This window comes from Pseudomonas sp. GW822-FHT03F04, from assembly GCF_058801405.1.
Genome location: NZ_JBXANF010000013.1, coordinates 137,193 through 152,662 on the forward strand (window position 1 = coordinate 137,193; position 15,470 = coordinate 152,662).

17 protein-coding genes and 1 pseudogene are annotated in these 15,470 nt (G+C 59.4%); 13 read left to right on the forward strand and 5 right to left on the reverse strand.

Annotated features, from left to right (window positions below; translation table 11 throughout):
- Positions 1–75 precede the first annotated feature (75 nt).
- The 3 genes and pseudogenes from AC1RMX_RS26750 (at position 76) to AC1RMX_RS26760 (ending at position 2,052) form a co-directional block, all read left to right on the forward strand.
- Positions 76–315, forward strand: coding sequence for a hypothetical protein (locus AC1RMX_RS26750; protein WP_096822819.1), 240 nt, complete (start codon positions 76–78; stop codon positions 313–315).
- 147 nt (positions 316–462) lie between these two features.
- Positions 463–744, forward strand: a pseudogene (locus AC1RMX_RS26755) (PAS domain-containing protein); the annotation flags it as partial.
- 243 nt (positions 745–987) lie between these two features.
- The gene (locus AC1RMX_RS26760) at positions 988–2,052 is read left to right on the forward strand and encodes a methyl-accepting chemotaxis protein (protein WP_493073539.1); all 1,065 of its coding nucleotides are present in this window, start codon (positions 988–990) and stop codon (positions 2,050–2,052) included.
- Here the strand turns inward: AC1RMX_RS26760 and AC1RMX_RS26765 are convergent.
- From AC1RMX_RS26765 to norR, 5 genes are all read right to left on the reverse strand, one after another.
- Entirely contained in the window at positions 2,049–2,798 is a 750-nt protein-coding gene (locus tag AC1RMX_RS26765; RefSeq protein WP_096822817.1) for a YkgJ family cysteine cluster protein, read from the reverse strand. The two genes, AC1RMX_RS26760 and AC1RMX_RS26765, sit on opposite strands and share 4 nt — an antisense overlap.
- 87 nt (positions 2,799–2,885) lie before the next feature.
- Positions 2,886–3,203 (reverse strand): hypothetical protein, encoded by a 318-nt coding sequence (locus tag AC1RMX_RS26770; RefSeq protein WP_493073528.1) that lies wholly within the window; start codon positions 3,201–3,203, stop codon positions 2,886–2,888.
- A 62-nt stretch (positions 3,204–3,265) separates the two neighbouring features.
- The gene (locus AC1RMX_RS26775) at positions 3,266–3,724 is read right to left on the reverse strand and encodes a GNAT family N-acetyltransferase (protein ID WP_493073540.1); all 459 of its coding nucleotides are present in this window, start codon (positions 3,722–3,724) and stop codon (positions 3,266–3,268) included.
- A 27-nt stretch (positions 3,725–3,751) separates the two neighbouring features.
- The gene (locus tag AC1RMX_RS26780) at positions 3,752–4,654 is read right to left on the reverse strand and encodes a chemotaxis protein CheV (RefSeq protein ID WP_096822815.1); all 903 of its coding nucleotides are present in this window, start codon (positions 4,652–4,654) and stop codon (positions 3,752–3,754) included.
- Between the two features lie 125 nt (positions 4,655–4,779).
- Positions 4,780–6,333, reverse strand: a complete 1,554-nt coding sequence (gene norR, locus AC1RMX_RS26785) for a nitric oxide reductase transcriptional regulator NorR (RefSeq protein WP_493073529.1) — start codon at positions 6,331–6,333, stop codon at positions 4,780–4,782.
- A 163-nt stretch (positions 6,334–6,496) separates the two neighbouring features.
- Here norR and hmpA point away from each other — a divergent pair, with 163 nt between their 5' ends.
- The 10 genes from hmpA to AC1RMX_RS26835 all read left to right on the forward strand — a co-directional run bounded on the left by hmpA (position 6,497) and on the right by AC1RMX_RS26835 (position 15,374).
- Positions 6,497–7,678: an NO-inducible flavohemoprotein gene (gene hmpA, locus AC1RMX_RS26790; protein ID WP_493073530.1), complete on the forward strand. Its 1,182-nt coding sequence runs from the start codon at positions 6,497–6,499 to the stop codon at positions 7,676–7,678.
- Positions 7,679–7,835: 157 nt separating this feature from the next.
- A complete protein-coding gene (locus AC1RMX_RS26795) occupies positions 7,836–8,396 on the forward strand; it encodes an ester cyclase (RefSeq protein ID WP_096822812.1) in 561 nt (186 codons plus the stop codon).
- A 25-nt stretch (positions 8,397–8,421) separates the two neighbouring features.
- Positions 8,422–8,931, forward strand: coding sequence for a disulfide bond formation protein B (locus AC1RMX_RS26800; protein WP_025109264.1), 510 nt, complete (start codon positions 8,422–8,424; stop codon positions 8,929–8,931).
- A gap of 823 nt (positions 8,932–9,754) precedes the next feature.
- The gene (gene cyoA / locus AC1RMX_RS26805; RefSeq protein ID WP_096822811.1) at positions 9,755–10,696 is read left to right on the forward strand and encodes a ubiquinol oxidase subunit II; all 942 of its coding nucleotides are present in this window, start codon (positions 9,755–9,757) and stop codon (positions 10,694–10,696) included.
- Positions 10,697–10,699: 3 nt separating this feature from the next.
- Entirely contained in the window at positions 10,700–12,730 is a 2,031-nt protein-coding gene (gene cyoB, locus AC1RMX_RS26810) for a cytochrome o ubiquinol oxidase subunit I (protein ID WP_096822810.1), read from the forward strand.
- Positions 12,731–12,733: 3 nt separating this feature from the next.
- Complete coding sequence (locus tag AC1RMX_RS26815; RefSeq protein WP_007956720.1) at positions 12,734–13,360, forward strand: cytochrome o ubiquinol oxidase subunit III; 627 nt, start codon at positions 12,734–12,736, stop codon at positions 13,358–13,360.
- Positions 13,360–13,695, forward strand: a complete 336-nt coding sequence (cyoD, locus tag AC1RMX_RS26820) for a cytochrome o ubiquinol oxidase subunit IV (protein WP_065261339.1) — start codon at positions 13,360–13,362, stop codon at positions 13,693–13,695. The genes AC1RMX_RS26815 and cyoD overlap by 1 nt, the downstream gene beginning before the upstream one ends.
- Before the next feature lie 10 nt (positions 13,696–13,705).
- Positions 13,706–14,593 (forward strand): heme o synthase, encoded by an 888-nt coding sequence (cyoE, locus tag AC1RMX_RS26825; protein ID WP_249484757.1) that lies wholly within the window; start codon positions 13,706–13,708, stop codon positions 14,591–14,593.
- A 125-nt stretch (positions 14,594–14,718) separates the two neighbouring features.
- Entirely contained in the window at positions 14,719–15,063 is a 345-nt protein-coding gene (locus AC1RMX_RS26830; RefSeq protein WP_096822808.1) for a toxin, read from the forward strand.
- Entirely contained in the window at positions 15,060–15,374 is a 315-nt protein-coding gene (locus AC1RMX_RS26835) for a helix-turn-helix domain-containing protein (protein WP_096822807.1), read from the forward strand. Before AC1RMX_RS26830 ends, AC1RMX_RS26835 begins: the two co-directional genes overlap by 4 nt.
- Positions 15,375–15,470 lie beyond the last annotated feature (96 nt).

A 15,470-nucleotide genomic window follows, 5' to 3' on the forward strand; every position in this document is an offset into this window, starting at 1 on the left:
TATTGGGCGCGCGGGTATACTGCGCGCCTTCGCGGCTCACTGTTCGGGCCCGACTTTTTGCTTTGCGGAGCTTTTATGACTTCCCCGACCCAACCGCCAGTTGATGACGCTATCAGCGACGTCACGGCCGAGCATGCTGAAACCAACGAAACCAAAGCCAAGATCCCGGCCTTCAAGTTCCCGTTCAAGCCAGGTGACCTTGCGGCTGCCAAAGCGGCCAAGCAGCCGCAGTTCAAGGGCAAGGACGGTGACCGTCATGCCAAGATCCCGGGCGTGGCGCCGTCGGGCACCCGTCGTTCGATGGGCAAGCGCTGATTCATTCCCGCCTCGGCCGTCGCTGTGATTTTCGATCACAGTGATGGCTAAGTGCTCAGTTCCTGAGCCAGATCAACGTTTAACCAGTTAGTGCGCTTAGAGTCAGCAGCCCTGCCGACTCTTTCCAATAAAACGAGCGCGCTTTCCATGAAGATCAATCTCCCGGTGACCGGGCGCAATGTCGATGTTGCGCCGGATGCGAACATTCTCTCGACCACCGATCTGACCAGCGCGATCACCTACGCCAACGACGACTTCATCAAGATCAGCGGTTACAGCCGTGACGAGCTGCTGGGCACGCCGCATAACCTGTTGCGTCATCCGGACATGCCGGCGCAGGCGTTTGCCCATATGTGGCAGACGCTCAAGCGCGGGCGGTCGTGGATGGGGCTGGTGAAGAATCGTTGCAAGAACGGTGATCACTATTGGGTCAGTGCCTATGTCACGCCGGTCACGCAGAACGGTGCGGCGGTGGAGTTTCAGTCGGTGCGTACCCGGCCGGATGCGCGGCAGGTCGCTGCGGCAGAGCGGGCTTACGCGCAGTTGCGCGGGGAGCGGGTGTCGCGTTGGCAGCGGCTGCCGGTGTTGGGGTTGCGGGCGCGGATCATGGTGCTGAGCAGTTCGGTGCTGGCGGTGGTGCTGGGGGTTGAAGCCTGGCTGCGGCCGGAGTCCATGGGCATCGAAGCCGCTGCGCTGGTGGCCGGCAGTGGCGCGTGTGCGCTGGGCGTGGGCTGGTTGCTGCGGCCGCTGGAGCGACTGACCGAGCGTGCCCGGCAGATTGCCGATAATCCGTTGAGCCAGGACATTTATACCGGGCGGCGGGATCAGTTCGGGCAGATCGAGTTCGCCTTGCAGATGCTGGAGGCTCAGGTCGGCGCGGTGGTCGGGCGGATCGGCGATGCGTCGCAACGGCTGGCCGGGCATGCCGCGCAACTGGTCGATCATCTGCACAGCAGTCACACCAGCACGCTGGCGCAGCAGGCGGAAACCGATCAGGTGGCGGCGGCGATTCATCAGATGGCGGCCAGTGTGGCGGAGGTGGCCAGCCATGCGCAGCAGGCGTCGGTGGCGGCTGATATGGCGGGGACGGAAACCCGTGAGGGGCATCTGCTGGTCGGCGAGAGTCGCAGTGCGGTGTTGCGGCTGGCCGAGGAGTTGGGGCGGGCGACCGAGGTGATTCATCAACTGGAAGGTCACAGCAGCGAGATTTCCGGCGTGCTGGAGGTGATCCGCAGCATCGCCGAGCAGACCAATCTGCTGGCGCTCAACGCGGCGATCGAAGCGGCGCGGGCCGGGGATGCCGGGCGTGGGTTTGCGGTGGTGGCCGATGAGGTGCGGGGTCTGGCCCAGCGCACTCAGCAGTCGACCAACGAGATTCAGCGGATGATCAGCACCCTGCAAAACGGTGCGCGGGATGCGGTGCTGGTGATGCAGCAGAGCAGCGAGCATGTGGATAACAGTGTTGAACAGGCCCAGCGTGCGGCGCGGGCATTGGATGGCATCAGCGGCCGGGTCGAGCAGATCACCGAGATGAGCCTGCAGATTGCTGCAGCAGTCGAGGAGCAGAGCGCGGTGAGCGAGGACATCAACCGCAACATCGTCAGTATTCGTACCGCGTGTGAACTGACGGTGGATGAAGGGCGCCAGAGCCAGCTCAACTCACAGGATGTGGCGGGGCTGGCGGGGGATTTGCGTTCGCTGGCGCGGGAGTTCTGGGGGCGGCGGCAGGGATCCTAGGCCGCGCGCAGGGAAATGAACGCGTAAGTCTGCGGCGGCTCGGTGACCACCTGTGCACCCGCCGCCAGCACTTGCCCGGCGACATCATCACCGGAGAGGTGAAACAGCCATTCACTGGACACTTCGCTCAATGGCTGCGCGGTGACCTGATCGATGACCGAGGCAAACACGCCCATGTCTGGCAGGTACGCGGTAAACCCGTCGCCCTTGAGTGCCGTGGTGCGGATACCAAGCAACCCGCAGATCGCATCCTTGGTCCGGATGTCATCGCGATCGGCCTGACGGGAGCGCTGGATCAGTGTCACCAGTTCCTGATCCACCAATTCACCACCGACGATCAGTTCCGGTCCCTGTTCCCACGATTCCGGCGGGCAGTCCTTGGCTGCAGGGTTCAGCGAAATGTGCGGATTGATTTCGGCGGGATAGATGCGGCACACCAGCGGCCGGCGCTCGTAGATGCGGCACAGCTTGTCTTCGTCAAGATTCCGGCAGGGACCGACGTTGTAGGCGGCGAAGGTGATTGCCACATGGGCGTCGGAGTTTCCGCTGCGCACTACCGCCGAACGACGCTGCGCATGCTCACGCTGCTGTTCCGGCAGGCCCAGGCCGTTGGCGAGAAATGCTTCCACCAACACGATCACCTGACCGCCGTCAGCCGCCCACATACGGGCTTCGGCCAGCGTGAGAGGCACGTGGTGATCGGTGCAGCATTTGCCGCAACCTACGCAGGAAAACGTCGTATTCATTGAGCGGGCGATCTTCAATCAGGGTGTGAAACGGCGACGTAAAACCGCCATGCAGGCCTGGGTTGAAGCAAGTTGTGCGCCATTCACTCAGGGCTTGGCGGTCGGGCGGATCGAGTCCCATTCGGTGACGAACGCGGTTTTCGATTTTTTGTTGTACAGGCACAACTCGGTGCCTTGCTGGCCCTTCATGTGTTTTTGTGGGTACTGACCTTGCAGCAATAGCGCGGTGTAACCGACGCGGTCATCGAATTGCGCAGCGTTGCCGACGGGTTTGACGTCTTTCAGGCCACTGGCCTTGGTGCAGCTGGCGAGTACGGCTTTGTCATGGGCGGCCCAGGCATCGGGGCTGGAAGCGTGGGCAAGAGGGGCAATGAGACAAAGCGCGGAGAGGGCGAGGCGTTTCATGGTTCGGGCATCCTTGGAGGTTTGATCGCCAGGGTTTGAGTATGCCGCAGGATTTTAGTTTGTCAGTCCGGCACCAATTCCCGGCGGACCACATACATTCCGGACGTTTCGTACAAGCTCTGCGCCCGACGGTTGTCTTCCAGCACCTTCAGATCGACAAAGCCTTCGCGCCGATCCCGAAACGCCTTGAACGCATGAAGCAACAACGCCCGGCCTAATCCACGACCTTGAGCGCGGGGATGCACCACCAGATTCTTGATGTAGGAACTGGTCCAGCATTGCGCCACGCCGAGGACGCCGTCTGCATCGCTGGCGATGAAGCACAATGCCGGATCGTATTCCGGATCGTTTTCAAACTGCTGTTGCCAGACGTCCAACGCCGGCACCCAGCCGCCACCTTCGCGGTAACCGATTTGCATCAGTTCATGCACGGCGAGCGCCCGTTCGGCGCTGTAGGTCGTGAGTTCGATGCCGTTCGGCCATTCGATGGCCGGCACGTCCTGGCTCAGGTCGCGCCGCATCAGAAAACAGAACGTTTCGCTCAAGGCTCAGTGTCCGTGGGCGGCGACGTGTTTGGCCGCTTCGATCAGGCAGTGGGTCAGTTCTGGCGAGGAGAACTTGGTCAGCACGCCGTTGGCGCCGGCGAGACGGGCCTTTTCGCTGTTCATCGCGCTGTCCAGCGAGGTGTGCAGCAGCACGTAGAGGTGGGCGAAGTCCGGGGTCTCGCGCAGAGTCCGGGTGAAGGCGTAGCCGTCCATCTCGGACATTTCGATGTCGGAGACGATCAGGTTGATCTGCTGCGCCGTGCCTTGCAGGTCCAGCAGGCAGTCGATGGCTTCCTTGGCGCTGCGGGCGGTGTGGCATTGCAGGCCGAGGTTGCGGAGGGTGTGCACCGATTGTTGCAGCGCCACCTGGCTGTCGTCGACCACCAGAATTCGCGCGTTGCCCAGCACTTCGGCGTCTTCCATGCTCAGGTCGGTCGGGGCCATCTCGATTTGCGCCGGGGCGATACTGTGGATGACCTTTTCGATGTCCAGCACCTGCACCAGAGTGCCGTCGACCGAGGTCACCCCGGTGATGTAGGCGCGGGAACCGCCGGAGCCGAACGGCGGCGGTTTGATGTCGGTGGTCAGGCAATGCACGATCTTGCTCACCGCCTGCACGTGCAGGCCCTGTTTCGAACGGCTGACGTCGGTGACGATCAGGCAGCCGCCGTTCGGGTCTTCCAGCGGACGCTCGCCGATGGCACGGCTCAGGTCGATCACCGACAGCGAAGCGCCGCGCAGGGTGGCGATGCCTTTGACGTGCGGGTGCGACTCCGGCAGCTTGGTCAGCGGCGGGCAGGGGATGATTTCACTGACTTTCAGCAGGTTGATCGCCATCAGCTTGCCGCTGCGCAAGGTAAACAGCAGAAGCGAAAGTGAATCTGCGCGGGCTTTGTTGGAAGACATAAAAACCTTCTGTGGAAAAAAGGTGATGGGCGAGGGTGGAAATCGCCGAAAACTATTGATGCCGGGTTATCGACTTGTAACCGGCAGGCTTTAGGGATTCTGGCGCCAATCCGACGGCGGGACTGTCATTTCATCCCCAACCGCTTGGCCATGCGCCCCAGATTCGCCCGGTCCAGCCCCAGTTCACGCGCGGCGCTGGCCCAGTTGTCCCGATGACGCTCAAGTGCTGCGCTGATCAACTGCCGTTGATATTGCTCGGTGGCTGCGCGCAGATCCCCGGAAATCAACGGCATCGCGACGACGGCACTGGCCGGCTCCGGCGAGTTATCCACAACCTCGCGCGGCAGGTCGAGATCCATCGCGCTCAGGCTGAGAATCTTCGGCCGCACCTTGCAGTTGCCCAGTGCCTTCAGCGCGCTGCGGCCGATCAAGTGTTCCAGTTCCCGCACATTGCCCGGCCAAGTGTAGGCAAGCAGCGCTTCCTGCGCGTCGCTGTTCAGGCGCAGGCTGTTGAGGCCCATGCGCGAGCGGTTCTGTTCCAGGAAGTAACCGCTGAGCAGCAGCACATCGCGGCCCCGGTCTCGCAGCGCCGGGACCCGCAACGGGTATACGCTCAGGCGATGGTAGAAGTCGGCGCGGTAGCGGCCGCTGCGCACTTCTTCGGCCAGGTCGCGGTTGGTCGCGGCGATCAGGCGCACATCGACCTGGTGTTCCTTGTCCGAACCCAGACGCTGCAACTGGCCGCTCTGCAAAACCCGCAACAACTTGGCCTGGACGGTCAGCGACAACTCGCCGACCTCATCGAGAAACAGCGTGCCGCCATTTGCCAGTTCGAACTTGCCGCGGCGGTCGCTGGTGGCGCCGGTGAAGGCGCCGCGCACGTGGCCGAACAGTTCGCTTTCCACCAGGGTGTCCGGAAGGGCCGCGCAGTTGAGGCTGATGATCGGCTTGTCGGCACGCTTGGAAGCGGCGTGGATCGCCTGGGCCACCAGCTCCTTGCCGACCCCGGTTTCGCCGGTGATCAGCACGGTCAAGTCGCTGCCGCCGACCAGATTGATCTCTTCCACCAGCCGTTTGTGGGCCTTGCTCTGGCCGATCATTTCGCGATTCTGCTGGCCGCTGGCCTGGCGATACACCTCGGCGCGCTGGTGTTCGTCCTCGGCGCGGATCGCCAGTCGTTCGATGCGCTCAGCGGCGTTCACTGTGGCCGAAGCGAGGCTGGCGAAGGCCTGCAGGGCATCGAGTTCGATCGGTTCGAAGCGCTCCGGATCGAGTGCGTCGAGGGTGATCAGGCCCCAGAGTTTTTCATCGACGAACAACGGACAGCCGAGGCAATCGTGGACTTCGAGGTGATCGTCGAGGCCGTCGACCAGTCCGTCATAAGGGTCGGGCAATTCGCTGTCGGCGGCAAAACGGGTCGGGCCGGCGCCTGCCAGCAGCACTTCAAAGCGCGGGTGTTCGCTGACCTTGAAGCGGCGGCCGAGGGTGTCGGTGCTCAACCCGTCGACAGCCAGCGGCACCAGCCACTCGCCATCGAGGCGCAGCAGCGCAGCGGCGTCGCACGGCAGCAGGGCGCGCATGGCTTCGAGCAGGCGCCGGTAGCGCTCGCCTTCGGGCAGTTCGCGGGACAGGTCGGAAACCAGTGGGAGCAGGGCGGTCAGCAGGGATTTGGCAGACATGGTCTTGTAGTCAAAGAGACGCGTTGTAGTCGAAGCGACTATAGAGGTGCTTGTGTCGATCTGACTACATAAATTTCAAGTTATTGATTTGTATGGATAATTTAGTTGGCACGATAACTGAAACGGTTAAGGCACTTTTAGAGAAAGCTCAGGAGTCACCCTTATGCTTAGCGTCCAGGATCGTGCCATCGTCAAATCCACTGTGCCTCTGCTGGAAAGCGGCGGTGAAGCGCTGATCACCCATTTCTACCGCATGATGCTCTCCGAGTACCCGGAAGTCCGCCCGTTGTTCAACCAGGCTCACCAGGCCAGCGGTGACCAGCCTCGTGCATTGGCGAATGGCGTGTTGATGTACGCCCGCCATATCGATCAGCTTGACCAGTTGGGCGATCTGGTGGCCAAGATCATCAACAAGCACGTGGCGTTGCAGATTCTACCGGAACACTACCCGATCGTCGGCACCTGCCTGCTGCGCGCCATCTCCGAAGTGCTCGGCGAAGAAATCGCCACGCCGGAAGTGATGAGTGCCTGGGGTGCTGCTTATGGCCAGTTGGCCGACATTCTGATCGGTGCCGAAACCGCCATTTATGACCAGAAAGAACAAGCCGTCGGCGGCTGGCGCGGGGCGCGGGAGTTCATCGTCGTGGCCAAGGTCGAGGAGAGCGCGGAAATCATCTCCTTCTACTTCGAACCAGCGGACAAAGGCCCGATCCTCGCGGCCGAGCCGGGGCAGTACATCGGCATGAAGCTGGTGCTCGACGGCGAAGAAATCCGCCGCAATTACTCGCTGTCCGCCCTGGCCAACAAGGGTCAGTACCGCATCAGCGTCAAGCGTGAACCGGGCGGTCGTGCGTCCAATCACCTGCACGATCAACTGCATGTCGGTGCGAGCATCCAACTGTTCCCGCCATCGGGCGAGTTCACTCTGACGGCCAGCGACAAACCTCTGGTGTTGATCAGCGGCGGCGTCGGTATCACCCCGACGCTGGCCATGCTGGAAGCGGCGCTGGAAACCGAGCGTCCGGTGCATTTCATTCATTGCGCGCGCAACGGCAGCGTGCATGCGTTCCGTGACTGGATCGATGGTCTGGCCGAGCGTCATCCGCAGCTCAAGCGTTTCTATTGCTACGCCGAAGATGACGGCGTGAGCCCGGCGGCGGACAAGGTCGGCCTGCTGAGCCAGGAACAACTGGGTGAGTGGCTGCCGGTGCAGCGTGACGTGGACGCCTATTTCCTTGGACCGAAAGGCTTCATGGGGGCGATCAAGCGTCACCTGAAGGCGCTGGGTGTGCCGGAGAAACAGAGCCGTTACGAGTTCTTCGGGCCGGCGGCGGCTCTGGAATAAGCCTGATGAGCGACCCGAGATCCTCGGGTCGCTTTTTTTCGAACCGTTCTGATTCTTAAAAAGTGTTTAAAGGTTAATCGTTTCTTAACCGGTTTATCGTTTATTCCCCGATGCTGATGATAGGCGCTCGTTCGTTTACATGATCAGGATCGCCCCCATGTCGCACTTCGCTTCCTCCCGCCGTTTCAGCCTGGCCACTTTGGGCCTGTCGGTTGCCTTGCTGTCCAGTCCGTTTGCTTTTGCCGAATCCGCGTTGATCCAGCCGCAGACCCTGATCGTCGATCAGAGCCTGCCCAAGGCCCAGCGTGATGCAATGGAGCTGGCGGCGCGGCGTTATGGCAGTTTCTGGAACACTGGCGAAGAGGCGTTGGCCACTGCAGCCCTGTCGCCGCAGTTTGTCGACAAGACCCCGCCGGAAGGCCGGGTGCAAGGGCCGACGGGACCGCTGCTGGCGTCGAAGTTCTTTCGCACGGCGGTACCGGACTTGAGCTGCGAGATCGAACAAATGATCGTCGCCGGTGATCGCGTGGTGGTGCATCTGCACTTTCGCGGGCATTTCACCGGTACGTTCAAGGCTCTCAAAGGGCAGGGGCAGCGTGTAGACTTCCGGGCAACCGATATCTATCAGATCGACAACGGTCGCATCGCGGCCAATTGGCATATCGAAGACAACATCAGCCTGATGGCGCAACTGCAAGCGCAGCCGCCGGCCAGCTGAACCATGGACATGAAAGGGAAACGCGATGAGCGAGGAAACGATTCGATTGGGACGTGAGCGGCGCTTTCTGGTGCTGCTGGGCATCATCTGCCTGGCGCTGATCGGCGGCGCGCTGTACATGCAGATCGTGCTGGGCGAGGCGCCATGCCCGCTGTGCATCCTGCAGCGCTATGCCCTGCTGTTGATCGCGCTGTTCGCGTTCATCGGCGCGGCCATGCGCACCCGCCGCAGCATCACCGTGTTCGAAGTGCTGGTGGTGATCTGCGCGATTGCCGGGGCCGGTGTCGCAGGGCATCACGTGTACACCCAGTTCTACCCGGCAGTGAGCTGCGGCATCGATGTACTGCAGCCGATCGTCGATGATTTGCCGCTGGCGAAGATCTTCCCGCTGGGCTTTCAGGTAGACGGTTTCTGCTCGACGCCGTACCCGCCGATCCTCGGTCTGTCGCTGGCGCAATGGGCGCTGGTGGCCTTCGTGCTGGTGGTGATCCTGGTGCCGCTGCTGACTTCGCGTAACCGAAAAGCACTGCGCTGAATCAACTTTTCGGCCCCGGCGCCGATAAAACAAACGCCCCGATTTGCGGTTCTGCAAATCGGGGCGTTTTGCATTTCAGGGTCTTTGTGAAAACACCGTGACGAACGGCAAGGGACGGTGCGACAGGTGTGCGACATGTTGTCACACGCGCTGTGTCGCAGTGCGTTTCACAGGCACGGATTGGTGCGCTGTTACAAAAAAGGATTGGTCTGTTTCAGCGTTTGTCTGTTTTTGCACGCGTGTGCCGGATCAGGCAGTTTTAACAGACGCTGGCACATGGCCAAAAGCCTTGGGGTATCGGGCTTTGCGCGGATCGCGACGTCAGAAAAAGCTTTCGGAGCTGTCTGAACTGAGGCCGATAGACCTACATTTTTTGGTGTTTTTGTTGAGAATCGATTTCGATAACATGCGGAACTTTTGCAAAAATGGTGATGGATTGTTGCTCGAACGGATAAAAATTATTTCGGGATAAGACATGGTGTATAGGGCGCTACCTATCTACAATCGCCCGCACTGAATTCCCGGCACTGTTCAGCCTTTATAAGGAACTGAGCAGGAAGTCGGGTGTCGAGCGGCCGAAAGGCTTGCGAGACACCCAGGTGTCGGTGCCTTCCAACTTTCCGCACCAAATGGAATTGGTCTGTAACAAGGCCTTTGACCACGAATTCGAATAAGAACTGACCGCTGTCCCAGGATTTGTCGAGCGTCTGACGCGCGACGGGCGGCCCTTATTCAATCCAAAGAAAATGCCAACCCTTGGCAGGGTGAAGTGTTGGCGATCAAAACCCAACTGCATTGCGCAAGCTGCTTTAGAGGTCGTGAGATGAGTAAAAACAGGTACCCCAGATTACTAGGCCTAGTGCCGCTGCTCGGCACGTTGTTGCTGGGAGGCTGCAACATGACCTTGCTCAATCCAACGGGCCAGGTCGGCCTGGAACAGCGCAACCTGATCATCACCGCCACGCTGCTGATGCTGTTGGTCGTTGTGCCGGTCATCATCATGACCTTCCTGTTCGCCTGGAAGTACCGCGCCTCCAACCAGAACGCCGTCTACACCCCGAAATGGTCGCACTCGACCAAGATCGAAGTGGCGGTCTGGACCATTCCGGTCCTGATCATCATCGCTCTGGGTTACATCACCTATAAGTCGACCCACGAGCTGGACCCGTATCGTCCGATCGAATCCGACGTCAAGCCTGTGACCATCGAAGTGGTCGCGCTGGACTGGAAGTGGCTGTTCATCTACCCGGAACAAGGCATCGCCACGGTCAACAAGATCGTGTTCCCGGCGCACACCCCGGTCAACTTCCGGATCACTTCCGACGCCGTGATGAACTCGTTCTTCATCCCGGGCCTGGGCGGCCAGATCTACGCGATGGCGGGCATGACCACCAAGCTGCACCTGATCGCTGACCGCAACGCTGAAATGGACGGTATCTCCGCCAACTACAGCGGCGCTGGTTTCACCGGTATGAAATTCAAAGCGATCGCAACTTCTCAGGAAGATTTCGACGCCTGGGTAAGTGAAGTCAAAAAGGCACCTAAACAGCTTGAACCAGCTGAATACGCAGCCCTTGCCAAGCCAAGCCAGAACAATCCAGTCGAGCTCTACTCCTCGGTCACGCCGAACCTGTTCCAGACCATCGTCGACAAGTACGAAGGCATGAAACCGGGCAAGCCGCTGAAGCACGAGAAGAAAGAGAAAGAAGTGGCGGCAACGGATATGGACTCGAATTCGCATTCAGCTGCCGGGGCAGAGGAGTAAACGATGTTTGGTAAATTAAGTTGGGAAGCGATCCCTTTCCACGAGCCGATCGTGATGGTCACCATCTCGATGATCGCGCTCGGTGGTCTGGCGTTGTTCGCTGCAATCACCTACTTCAAGAAGTGGACTTACCTGTGGACCGAGTGGCTGACGTCGGTCGACCACAAGAAAATCGGCGTGATGTACATCATCGTTGCCATGGTCATGCTGCTGCGTGGCTTTGCCGACGCCATCATGATGCGTACCCAGCTGGCCATGGCCACCGAGGGTTCGCCTGGCTACCTGCCACCTGAACACTATGACCAGATCTTCACCGCTCACGGTGTGATCATGATCATCTTCATGGCGATGCCATTCTTCACCGGCCTGATGAACCTTGCAGTGCCGCTGCAGATCGGCGCGCGTGACGTTGCCTTCCCGTTCCTGAACTCCCTGAGCTTCTGGCTGCTGGTGTCCGGCGTTGTGCTGATCAACCTGTCCCTGGGCGTCGGCGAATTCGCCAAGACCGGCTGGGTTGCCTATCCACCGCTGTCGGGTCTGCAATACAGCCCTGGCGTGGGCATGGACTACTACATCTGGGCGCTACAGCTATCCGGTCTGGGTACAACGCTAACGGGGGTTAACTTCCTCGCTACCGTGCTGAAAATGCGTACTCCTGGCATGAAACTGATGGACATGCCGATCTTCACCTGGACCTGCACCTGGGCCAACGTTCTGATCGTGGCTTCGTTCCCGATCCTGACCGCTACCCTGGCACTGCTGACCCTTGACCGTTACATGGATTTCCACATTTTCACCAATGAACTTGGTGGCAATCCAATGATGTACGTCAACCTGTTCTGGGCATGGGGCCACCCTGAGGTATACATCCTGATCCTGCCGGCCTTCGGCATTTTCTCGGAAGTCATCTCGGCCTTCACCGGCAAGAAACTGTTCGGCCACCACTCGATGATCTACGCTTCGGGCGCGATCTCGGTACTGGGCTTCATGGTTTGGCTGCACCACTTCTTCACCATGGGTTCGGGTGCCAGCGTCAACGCCTTCTTCGGTCTGGCGACGATGCTGATTTCCATCCCGACGGGTGTGAAACTGTTCAACTGGCTGTTCACCATCTACCAGGGCCGTCTGCGCTTCACCAGCCAGGTTCTGTGGACTCTGGGCTTCATGGTGACCTTCGCCATCGGCGGCATGACCGGCGTACTGCTGGCCATCCCGGGTGCTGACTTCGTTCTGCACAACAGCCTGTTCGTGATCGCTCACTTCCACAACGTGATCATTGGCGGCGCGGTATTCGGCTACATCGCAGGCTTCGGCTTCTACTTCCCGAAAGCGTTCGGCTTCAAGCTGCACGAAGGCTGGGGTAAAGCAGCGTTCTGGTTCTGGATCTCGGGCTTCTTCGTCGCGTTCATGCCGCTCTACGCTCTGGGCTTCATGGGCATGACCCGTCGTCTGAACGCCACCACCAACCCTGAGTGGGTACCGTACCTGTACGTTGCCATGTTCGGTGCGGTGATGATCGCTGTCGGTATCGCCTGCCAGCTGATCCAGCTGTACGTATCGGTGCGTGACCGCAACAAGCCAGAAAACATGTGCGAACACGGTGACCCGTGGAATGCCCATACCCTGGAATGGTCGACCTCGTCGCCACCTCCGTTCTACAACTTCGCTGTACTGCCAAAAGCAGACTGCATCGATCCGTTCACCGAGGCCAAGGAAAACGGTACCGCGTACCAGGCTCCAGCCAAGTACGAACCGATCCACATGCCGAACAACACCGCCACTGGCGTGGTGATGGGCGCACTGCTGACCGTGTTCGGTTTCGCGATGATCTGGCACATCTGGTGGTTGGCGATCGCCAGCCTGGCCGGCACTGTCATCTACTTCGTGATCCACGCTGCACGTGACGACCAGGGCTACATGGTTCCGGTTGAAACGATCGAGCGCATCGAAGCCGAGCAGCACAAGCGTCTGGTAGCGGCCGGGAAGATCCCTGCTTCCGCAACCCGTGTTGAAACCAAGTTGGAACAGGCTTAAACAATGTCGAACTTAGTGACCAATGCTGGACACGCTCATGGTCATGACCATGGGCACGATGACCATCACCACGACTCGGGCGAGATGACCGTATACGGTTTCTGGCTCTACCTGATGACCGACTGCATTCTGTTTGCGTCGATCTTCGCGGTGTACGCGGTACTGGTAAACAACGTCGCCGGTGGCCCGTCGGGCCACGACATCTTCGAACTGCCATACGTGCTGGGCGAAACCGCTCTGCTGTTGTTCAGTTCGATCACCTACGGCTTCGCCATGCTGGCGTTGTACAAGGGTAAAAAGCAGCAGGTTCTGGGCTGGTTGTTCATGACCTTCCTGCTCGGCGCAGGCTTCATCGCCATGGAGATCAACGAGTTCCACCTGCTGATCTCCGAGGGCTTCGGTCCTAGCCGTTCGGGCTTCCTGTCGGCGTTCTTCACCCTGGTCGGTACCCACGGTCTGCACGTATCCGCGGGTCTGATCTGGATGGGCATCATGATGTACCAGGTCAACAAGCACGGCCTGACGGCGACCAACAAGACCCGTCTGAGCTGCCTGAGCCTGTTCTGGCACTTCCTGGACGTGGTGTGGATCTGCGTATTCACCGTTGTTTACCTGATGGGGACCCTGTAATGGCTAATGCACACTCCCATGACAGCCATGATGCTGGCCACGGCAGCGTAAAGTCGTACGCCATCGGCTTCATCCTGTCGGTGATCCTGACCGTCATCCCGTTCGGCCTGGTGATGTTCCCGACCTTGCCGAAGTCCACCACGCTGGCAATCGTCCTGCTGTTCGCAGTGATCCAGGTGATCGTTCACCTGTATTACTTCCTGCACCTGGACCGCTCCGTGGCTCAGCGTAACAACGTGATCGCGTTCGTCTTCACGGCTATCGTGATCCTGCTGCTGGTCGGCCTGTCGCTGTGGATCATGTTCAGCATCCACACGTTCATGATGGCGAAGTGAGGTAGACCCGATGTCGCTCAAGCACTTTATCCAAATCACCAAACCGGGGATCATTTTCGGTAACGTGCTTTCTGTGGCAGGCGGGTTCTTCCTGGCCTCGAAAGGGCATGTAGATCTGGCGGTGTTCCTGGCCGCCATGATCGGCACTTCCCTGGTCGTGGCCTCCGGTTGCGTGTTCAACAACTGCATCGACCGTGACATCGACCTGAAGATGGAACGCACCAAGAACCGGGTGCTGGTCCAGGGCTTGATCTCCCTGAAACTGGCCCTGGTCTATGCGACCATCCTGGGTGTCGCCGGCGTTGCGTTGCTGTACAAGGTGGCCAACCCGTTGGCTGCATTGTTCGCCGTGATCGGCTTCATCATCTACGTCGGCTTCTACAGCCTGTACCTCAAGCGCAAGTCGGTTCACGGCACGCTGGTGGGCAGTCTGTCGGGCGCCATGCCGCCGGTGATCGGTTACGTGGCCGTGACCAACAGCTTCGACATGGCCGCGCTGACCCTGCTGGTGATGTTCAGCCTGTGGCAGATGCCGCATTCCTATGCCATCGCGATCTTCCGCTTCAACGATTACCTGGCCGCATCGATTCCGGTGCTGCCAGTGAAGCGCGGAATCCAGGTGGCCAAGAAGCACATCCTGCTCTACATCCTGGCCTTCCTCGTGGCGACCTTGATGCTGACCTTCAGCGGCTACGCCGGCATGAGCTACCTCGCCGTCGCCGCGGCCATGGGCATGTACTGGTTGTACATGGCCTGGACCGGCTACAAGGCGGTGGATGACACGGTCTGGGCACGCAAGCTGTTTGTGTTCTCGATCTTCACCATCACCGCGTTGAGCGTCATGATGTCCCTGGACTTCAAGGTGCCGACCGAGCTGTTGCTGACGTACGCGCCGTAAGGTTCGAACGCTGTACGAGAAACCCCGTTCATCGAGAGATGAGCGGGGTTTTTTGTTGAGGATTGTTTATCCGCAACGAAAGGTGTTTATTGTCCAGCTATAAGCAATTTGCTTATAGTTTTTGAATGAGAACAATATTCTTTGAAACCACACTGTTCACCGCAAACCTGGGTCATTACCTCACGGACGACGAATATCGTGAGCTACAGACCTACATGCAGAGCAATCCGCATGCAGGCGATGTCATGCCACGAACCGGTGGCTTCCGAAAACTGCGTTGGGCGGATGCTCGTCGTGGTAAAGGCAGGCGAGGCGGCTTGCGAGTTATCTATTATTGGCTTATGAATGATGGCCAGTTTTGGATGTTTGCGATTTATGACAAAGATGAGCTTGAGAATTTGACCGCCGATCAAGAGAGGGCGCTCAAAGGAGCCATAGAGAAAGAGTTGAAAACACGAGGTACCCCATGAAAAAACGCGACCTGTTTGCAGAATTGATGCAGGGCGTTGATGAGATGGCGGCTCAACGCGAAGGAAAAATCACGCTACGTAATACGACACTTGAGGACAAACCAGCCCCCGAAGTCGCTGCTCAGGAAATCGTAGCGCTACGGGAAAAGCTGCACATGTCACAGGCAGTTTTTGCCAGAAGAATCAGAACAAGTCCAAGCACCCTTAGAAACTGGGAGCAGGAGAAATCAAAGCCCAACGCTCAGGCTGCCTTGCTGATCCGTTTGGTGGAAAAATTCCCTGACATGGTCGAGCGACTGAGCGCTGTTTAAAGTCGTTTCCACGTCTATATAAGGCCCCGCACGTTCAATGTCGTGCGGGGCTTTTTCGTACAAGCAACCACAGGTTGCGGTGTGTCGGTAAAAGCC